This window comes from Marinobacter sp. Hex_13, from assembly GCF_001566815.1.
GTDB lineage: Bacteria > Pseudomonadota > Gammaproteobacteria > Pseudomonadales > Oleiphilaceae > Marinobacter > Marinobacter salarius.
This window is the reverse complement of sequence record NZ_LSMM01000046.1, coordinates 38,192-46,667: the sequence shown is the minus strand read 5'-3', so window position 1 is coordinate 46,667 and position 8,476 is coordinate 38,192. Positions and strand designations below refer to the sequence as shown.

7 protein-coding genes are annotated in these 8,476 nt (G+C 55.6%); 5 read left to right on the top strand and 2 right to left on the bottom strand.

What is annotated here, in order from left to right:
* Both AXW11_RS12120 and gltA read right to left on the bottom strand, forming a co-directional pair.
* Positions 1–259 (bottom strand): NAD(P)-binding domain-containing protein (locus AXW11_RS12120; RefSeq protein ID WP_286792315.1); only part of this gene is annotated, 259 nt, incomplete at its 3' end.
* A 117-nt stretch (positions 260–376) separates the two neighbouring features.
* Complete coding sequence (gltA, locus tag AXW11_RS12115) at positions 377–1,651, bottom strand: citrate synthase (RefSeq protein WP_036208079.1); 1,275 nt, start codon at positions 1,649–1,651, stop codon at positions 377–379.
* Positions 1,652–2,109: 458 nt separating this feature from the next.
* Here gltA and sdhC point away from each other — a divergent pair, with 458 nt between their 5' ends.
* The 5 genes from sdhC (at position 2,110) to AXW11_RS12090 (ending at position 8,461) form a co-directional block, all read left to right on the top strand.
* Positions 2,110–2,484, top strand: coding sequence for a succinate dehydrogenase, cytochrome b556 subunit (gene sdhC / locus AXW11_RS12110; RefSeq protein WP_036208076.1), 375 nt, complete (start codon positions 2,110–2,112; stop codon positions 2,482–2,484).
* Entirely contained in the window at positions 2,478–2,822 is a 345-nt protein-coding gene (gene sdhD, locus AXW11_RS12105) for a succinate dehydrogenase, hydrophobic membrane anchor protein (RefSeq protein ID WP_036208073.1), read from the top strand. Before sdhC ends, sdhD begins: the two co-directional genes overlap by 7 nt.
* 3 nt (positions 2,823–2,825) lie before the next feature.
* Positions 2,826–4,598, top strand: a complete 1,773-nt coding sequence (gene sdhA, locus AXW11_RS12100; protein WP_075196838.1) for a succinate dehydrogenase flavoprotein subunit — start codon at positions 2,826–2,828, stop codon at positions 4,596–4,598.
* A gap of 13 nt (positions 4,599–4,611) precedes the next feature.
* Entirely contained in the window at positions 4,612–5,316 is a 705-nt protein-coding gene (locus AXW11_RS12095; RefSeq protein ID WP_036208067.1) for a succinate dehydrogenase iron-sulfur subunit, read from the top strand.
* A 307-nt stretch (positions 5,317–5,623) separates the two neighbouring features.
* Entirely contained in the window at positions 5,624–8,461 is a 2,838-nt protein-coding gene (locus AXW11_RS12090; protein ID WP_036208482.1) for a 2-oxoglutarate dehydrogenase E1 component, read from the top strand.
* Positions 8,462–8,476: the final 15 nt, after the last annotated feature.

The window sequence follows — 8,476 nt, the reverse complement described above, 5'->3', positions numbered from 1 at the left end:
CGTTGGCAATGATGCCCTCAGGGCCTTCATAGACTTTTTCCAGATCTATATCGGCACCCACACAGGTAAATACGAAGTCTGCGTCAGCAACGGCGGCGGCGATGGAGTCGCAGGCCTTGCCTTTATACTGGCTCGCCCAGCTCTCTGCTTTGGCGTGAGTGCGGTTCCATACCTGGACTGTAAGGCCGGCGTTTGCCAGGTGGCCGGCCATTGGATAGCCCATTACGCCGAGACCGATAAATGCGGCAGTTACGTTCATCACTGTTTCTCCAGACGTGGTTGGTGTTAGCGCGAAGTAGGCATCAATCATTGCAGAATGTGAGGGCACAAAAAAGGCCGCTGATGCAGCGGCCTTTCGATTTCGGCTATCCGGGAGCTACTTCTTGGGGTAGCTTCTTGCTTCGGAGCCTGTGTAGAGCTGTCGCGGCCGGCCAATGCGGTAGTCGCCGCTGACCATTTCGTTCCAGTGTGAGAACCAGCCAATGGTCCGCGAAAGGGCGAATATAACCGTAAACATGGACGTCGGAATGCCGATGGCCTTGAGGATCAGGCCGGAGTAGAAGTCCACGTTCGGGTAGAGTTTGCGCTGGACGAAATACTCGTCTTCAAGGGCAATCTTCTCGAGACGCTGTGCGATCTTCAGGAGAGGGTCGTTCTCCAGACCGAGCTCAGTCAGAACTTCATGCGCAGTTTCGGCCATTACCTTGGCGCGCGGGTCAAAGTTCTTGTAGACCCGGTGACCAAAGCCCATCAGGCGGAATGGGTCGTCCTTGTCCTTCGCCTTGGCGATGAATTTCTCGATGTTGGACTCGTCCCCGATTTCCGCGAGCATGTCCAGAACTGCCTCGTTGGCACCGCCGTGGGCAGGGCCCCACAGCGCTGCAATACCGGAGGCAATACACGCGTAGGGGTTGGCGCCGGTTGAGCCGGCCAGGCGAACGGTTGAGGTGGACGCGTTCTGTTCGTGATCGGCATGCAGGATGAAAATCTTGTCCATCGCCTTGGCGAGGATCGGGTTTGGCTTGTATTCCTCGCAGGGAACACCAAACATCATCTGCAGGAAATTCTCAGAATAGGTCAGGTCGTTGCGGGGATACATGAACGGCTGACCAATGCTGTACTTGTAACACCAGGCCGCAATGGTTGGCATTTTGGCGATCAGTCGGTGAGCAGTGATTTCACGCTGCTCGACGTTGGTGACATCCATCTGGTCGTGATAGAAAGCCGACAGGGCTCCAACGACGCCGCACATAATGGCCATCGGATGCGCATCACGGCGGAAACCCTGGAAGAAGTTGCGCATCTGGTCGTGCAACATCGTGTGGTTTTTGATGGTGTCGTGGAAGCGCTTGTTCTCTTCCGCTGTCGGAAGCTCGCCGTTAAGCAGGAGGTAGCAGACTTCCAGGTAGTCGGAGTTTTCTGCCAATTCCTCGATTGGGTAGCCTCGGTGCAGGAGAACGCCCTTGGCTCCGTCGATGTAGGTGATCTGGGATTCGCAGGCTGCGGTGGATACAAATCCAGGGTCGTACGTAAAGACGCCTTCCTGGACGAGGCTTCTCACGTCAATGACGTCAGGGCCGACGGTGCCTGAGTAAACCGGTAGCTCAATGGACTTGTCACCCACCGAAAGCGTGGCTTTCCTGTCGGTCATGGTGCTCTCCTATTTATCAGCATTTGGAAGCGCTAGAAGGCGCGTATTATCGCAAAACTGGCGGCAAAATATAGGGCGTTGGCTTTTTTTGTCAATGGAAGAGGCAATAAAACCCATTATTTGACGCCTGCTGTAAATCAGGGAAATCCGGAATACGGCTGCTTTCGAGGTTTAATTGATTTTGTCAATCCTCTTTATAGCGAGTCCCAGGGCCTGATTTAACGGGCCCTGACAGAGTTGCGCGTTTGTAATTGAAAAGGGTACTCCTTATAATCCGTAGCCCGGAATCGGGGATATAACAGGCCGCAGCGTCAGATATCAAAAGAGCGCATGCCGGTTTTTCTCCCTCCTGAACATATCGTGTGCCGGATCCGTTCAGCATACCGATCCTTACATACCAACCATCCGCATCCGGTTTTTTCCGGCCCCGCGGAACCAAGAGAGAGTGTGAGAGCGCTGTGAATAGCAAACGACCAGTAAATCTCGATCTCGGCAAGTTTCATTTTCCGCTGCCAGCCATCACGTCCATACTGCATCGCGTCAGTGGCATCATCATTTTTGTGGGTGTTGCTTTCATGTTGTACGGGCTTCAGCTTTCCCTTTCCGGGGAAGAAGGCTTCAGTCGGGTTAGTGGCTTGCTGGACAGCTTCCTTGCGAAGCTGATTACCTGGGGCATTCTGTCTGCCTTGCTGTACCACCTGGTTGCGGGTATCAAGCACCTGCTGATGGATATGGGCATCGGCGAAGAGCTGGAAAGTGGCCGGCTCGCGGCGAAAGCCACAGTCGTCATCTCCGTTATTCTCATCCTTCTGGCAGGAGTCTGGGTATGGTAAACAGCGTCACGAATCTCGGACGTAGCGGTGTTTTCGACTGGATGATCCAGCGTGTTACCGCTTACGTGCTTGCTCTGTATACAGTTTTTCTTTTCGGGTTCATCCTGACCACTGACGTTAATTACGACAGCTGGTCGGCGCTTTTCGACCAGACCTGGTTCCGCATCTTCACCCTGCTTGCACTGCTCTCAATCGGCGCGCACGCCTGGGTTGGGCTCTGGACAGTGACAACGGATTACATCAAGGCGACCCTGCCGCGCTTCCTGGTACAGGCACTTTGCGGTCTGGCCATGTTCGTGTATTTGGTCTGGGGCATTCAGATTCTTTGGGGGCTTTAATTAATGGCTAATATCAAGACCATGTCTTATGACGCGATTGTTATCGGTGGCGGCGGTGCCGGTATGCGTGCCGCCCTTCAGCTGACAGAATCCGGCGTCAATACCGCATGTATCACCAAGGTATTTCCGACCCGTTCCCACACTGTATCTGCCCAGGGCGGTATTACCTGCGCCATCGCCAGTGCCGACCCCAATGATGACTGGCGCTGGCACATGTACGACACCGTCAAGGGTTCCGACTATATCGGTGACCAGGACGCGATTGAGTACATGTGTTCCGTGGGCCCGCAGGCTGTGTTCGAGCTGGAGCACATGGGGCTGCCGTTCTCCCGTACCGAGCAGGGCCGTATTTATCAGCGTCCGTTTGGTGGTCAGTCCAAGGGGCCGGACAATCCTGCCCAGGCGGCGCGTACCTGTGCTGCTGCGGACCGTACCGGTCACGCGCTCCTGCACACGCTCTATCAGGCGAACCTCAAGGGCGGAACCACCTTCCTGAACGAGTGGTACGCCGTTGATCTGGTGAAGAACAGTAAAAACGAAGTGGTTGGTGTCGTCGCCATCGAAATCGAGACTGGCGAAGTGGCTTACATCAAGTCCAAGGCAACCGTTCTTGCCACTGGCGGTGCAGGTCGTATCTACGCCTCCACCACCAACGCCCTGATCAATACCGGCGACGGTATTGGTATGGCGCTCCGTGCCGGTTTCCCGATGCAGGACATGGAGATGTGGCAGTTCCACCCCACGGGCATTCATGGCGCCGGTACTCTGGTAACAGAAGGTTGTCGAGGTGAGGGCGGTTATCTGATCAATTCCGAGGGTGAACGTTTCATGGAGCGTTACGCTCCGAACGCCAAAGACCTGGCTGGTCGCGACGTGGTTGCCCGCTCCATGGTGATTGAGATCCTGGAAGGCCGTGGATGCGGTCCGGACAAGGATCACGTTCTATTGAAGCTGGACCACCTTGGTGAAGAAACACTGAACCTGCGCCTGCCGGGTATTTGTGAGCTTTCACGCACCTTTGCGCACGTGGACCCGGTTAAAGAGCCGGTGCCGGTTGTGCCAACCTGTCACTACATGATGGGCGGGATTCCCACCAACGTAGGTGGTCAGGCCCTGACTCAGGATGAGAGCGGTAACGACACGCCCATTCCCGGGTTGTTTGCCTGCGGTGAAGCAGCTTGTGTGTCCGTTCATGGTGCCAACCGTCTTGGCGGTAACTCCCTGCTGGATCTGGTCGTCTTCGGTCGTGCCGCTGGCTTGCACATTGAAGAGCAGCTTCGCGGCGGCTTTGAGGTGGACGGCGCCAGTGAGGAAGACATCAAGAACGCGATGGCGCGCCTTGATCGCCTGAACAGCGCCTCGGAAGGCGAGAGCGTTGCCGAAGTGCGCAAGGATCTGCAGAACTGCATGCAGCTTTACTTCGGTGTGTTCCGTGACGGCAAGAGCATGGAAGAAGGTCTCGAGAAGCTGGAAGCGATTGGTAAGCGCGTACGCAATACCAGGCTCGCGGATACCAGCAATGCCTTCAACACCGCGCGTATCGAAGCCCTTGAGCTTGATAACCTTTATGAAGTTGCACTTGCAACGGCTGTTTCAGCCTACGAGCGCAAGGAAAGTCGCGGTGCTCATGCCCGTAACGATTTTACCGAGCGTGATGATGAAAACTGGCTGAAGCATTCGCTGTACTTCCCGCTGGACAAGCGTGTTGGAAAGCGTGATGTAAACTTCGCTCCGAAAACGGTGGATACATTCCAGCCGAAGATCCGGACTTACTAAGGGGGATTGTGCAATGTTAGTAAGCCTGTACCGCTACAACCCGGAAACCGACAATGCGCCCTATATGCAGGACGTAGAGCTTGATATACCGGAAGGAAAGGACCTGATGGTTCTGGATGTCCTTAACCTGGTCAAGGAGCAGGACCCCTCAATGGCCTATCGCCGTTCCTGTCGGGAAGGCGTCTGTGGGTCCGATGGTATGAACATGAATGGCAAGAACGGTCTTGCCTGCATCACGCCGCTGTCGGAAGTGCTCAAGAACAACAAGCTGGTTGTTCGCCCACTTCCGGGCCTGCCGGTGATTCGTGACCTGGTTGTGGACATGAGCCTGTTCTACAAGCAGTACGAGAAGGTTATGCCGTACCTGGTCAACGACAATCCGGCGCCCGCCATTGAGCGTTACCAGTCACCGGAAGACCGGGAAAAGCTGGACGGCCTGTACGAGTGTATTCTCTGTGCCTGCTGTTCCACGGCTTGCCCCTCATTCTGGTGGAATCCGGACAAGTTCGTTGGCCCGGCCGGATTGCTGCAAGCCTACCGGTTCCTGGCCGACAGCCGGGATACTGCACAGGAGGAGCGTCTTGCCAATCTGGATGATCCGTTCAGTGTATTCCGCTGTCGGGGCATCATGAACTGTGTCAGCGTTTGTCCGAAAGGCCTTAACCCAACACGGGCGATCGGCCACATTCGGAACCTTCTGCTTCAGCGGGCGACGTAAGCAGAATCTGAAACAAACGCTATACTGTGCTGACAAGGCTCGCACCCGGAAGGGCCCGCAACGACGCGGGCCCTTCAACCAAAGGCTTATAGTCAAAAGTCTTAGCAGGGTGCACACTACGCAGGCCGTCACGGGAGCTTAAAAGGTTCCTGGCGGATTGCTGAGTATAATAACCACCGGGGAACGGAAAACATCCTTGTTGGATGTGGTGGCCAAAGTCGATCCCGTAAAAACCCGTATTGACTCAGATATACCCCTGGCCGACCATAGCCAGCTCCCCGCACCAGCCCAAGGTGAGCTATTCAAAATGCACGAAAGCATAATGGAGCAGTTGTGGCAGACTTCCCACCTACAAGGAGGGAATCTCGCCTATGTTGAACAGCTTTTCGAAACCTACCTGACAGACCCCAATGCCGTTCCCGAAGAATGGCGCAGCTATTTCGATAAACTTCCCAGTGTGGATGGCTACAAAGGCCGTGATATAGATCATTCGTCCATCCGCCAGCAGTTTGAACACATATCCCGTAACCAGCGCTTTCTAGCCAGCAGCGGCGTACCTGCCAGTGCAACGGTTGATGCCGACAAAAAGCAGATCCGTGTCCTCCAGTTGATCAATGCCTTCCGTTTTCGTGGCCACCAGGAAGCAAAGCTGGATCCCCTCGGTGTATGGAACCGTCCACAGGTTGAAGATCTCGATCCATCCTTTCACGAACTATCGGAAGCGGACTACGACCTCGAGTTTCAGACCGGCTCGCTGAACTTTGGCTCCGAGACAATGAAGCTTCGGGACATCGTTGGTGGTCTTCGGCAGACGTACTGTGAAAGCATCGGTGCGGAATATATGCACGTTGTGGACACTCGTATCAAACGCTGGTTCCAGCAACGCATGGAGCCGGTACGCTCGCGTCCCAACTACGAGTCTGGAACCCGTAAGCATTTGCTGGAACGGTTAACCGCAGCGGAAGGCCTCGAAAAGTATCTGGGTTCCCGCTATCCGGGCGTAAAACGGTTTGGGCTTGAAGGTGGCGAGAGCCTGATTCCCTGTCTGGATGAGCTGATCCAGCGGGCAGGCAGCTACGGCGCGAAGGAAATCGTGTTGGGCATGGCCCACCGGGGCAGGTTGAATGTTCTGGTTAATACACTCGGCAAGAACCCGAAAGAACTGTTTGACGAGTTTGAAGGCAAGAAACTCGCTGATTCCGGTTCTGGTGACGTTAAATACCATCAGGGTTTCTCTTCCAACGTGATGACCGAAGGTGGCGAAATCCACCTTGCGCTGGCGTTTAACCCGTCGCACCTTGAGATCGTGTCTCCGGTGGTTGAAGGCTCAGTCCGTGCCCGCCAGACCCGGCGCAACGACCCTAACGGCACCCAGTGTGTGCCCATCATCATGCACGGTGACGCAGCGTTCGCCGGGCAGGGTGTGGTTATGGAAACCTTCCAGATGTCCCAGACCCGGGGCTATGGTGTTGGCGGTACTATTCATATCGTCATCAACAACCAGGTCGGTTTTACCACCAGCAAGCAGGAAGATGCCCGTTCCACGGAATACTGCACCGATGTGGCCAAGATGATTCAGGCCCCGATCCTGCACGTGAACGCGGACGATCCCGAGGCGGTCATGTTTGTGACCCAGATGGCCATGGATTACCGCCACGAGTTCAAGAACGATGTGGTGATCGATCTGGTGTGCTATCGCCGCCGCGGACACAATGAGGCAGATGAGCCGGCCGCAACACAGCCGGTGATGTACGAAAAGATTCGCAAGCTGACAACCACCCGCAACCTCTATGCGGAAAAACTGGTTGCTGACGGTGTGATCACTGAGGACGAAGCCAAACAGATCGAACTGGACTACCGGGACGAGTTGGATAAGGGCGACCACGTGGTCAAGTCCCTGGTCAAGGAGCCCAACAAGGATCTGTATGTCGACTGGACGCCGTACCTGGGGCATGAGTGGACTGCCAAGTGCAAATCCAGTGTCGCCCTCAAGACGATCCAGAAACTGGGTAAGAAACTGACTCACGTGCCGGAAGGCTTCAGTGTTCAACGCCAGGTGTCCAAGATTGTCAGCGACCGGGAAAAAATGACCGCCGGCGCGCTACCGATCAACTGGGGCTACGGTGAAGTGATGGCCTACGCCACGCTTCTGAACGAAGGGCACCCCATCCGGATTACCGGCCAGGACGTTGGTCGCGGCACCTTCTCTCACCGCCACGCGGTACTGCACAACCAGAAGGACGGTGCCCACCATATTGCGCTGGAGCACATTGCCGAGAACCAGCCGAAGTTTGAAATCTACGACTCACTGCTCTCAGAAGAGGCGGTGATGGCGTTCGAGTATGGTTATTCCACCACGGCGCCCAATGGTCTTGTGGTCTGGGAAGCCCAGTTTGGTGACTTCGCCAATGGCGCCCAGGTGGTGATTGACCAGTTCCTGACCAGTGGTGAGCACAAGTGGGGGCGTCTGTGCGGCCTCACGCTGCTGTTGCCTCATGGCTATGAAGGCCAGGGTCCGGAGCACAGTTCGGCAAGGTTGGAGCGTTTCCTGCAGTTGTCCGCGGAACACAACATCCAGGTTTGCGTGCCAACCACGCCATCCCAGGTGTTCCACATGCTGCGTCGTCAGGTCAAGCGTCCGCTGCGTAAACCTTTGGTTGCGATTACGCCAAAGAGCCTGTTGCGTCATAAGGAAGCTACCTCGGAACTGGACGACCTGACATCGGGTACCTTCAAGACGGTACTGCCGGAGAAAGAACCCTCCGACCCGAAAAAGGTCACTCGTCTGATTCTGTGCAGCGGTAAGGTCTACTTCGACCTGTTGGAGCGCAAGAAAGCGGACGAGCGGGATGACGTTGCTATTGTTCGTATCGAACAGCTATACCCATTCCCGGGTGACGATCTGGACGAGCTCCTGAGCCAGCACAGCAAGCTCAAGCACGTGGTCTGGTGCCAGGAAGAGCCCATGAACCAGGGGGCCTGGTATTGCAGCCAGCATCATATGCGTAATGCGCTGCATCGTCATAATCCCAAGCTGTATCTTCAGTATGCCGGTCGTGACGCCTCCGCTGCTCCGGCTTGTGGCCATATGTCGGTTCACATTGAAGAGCAGAAAAAACTGGTTAACGACGCGTTTGAAATCTGACGAGCTACCGAACTA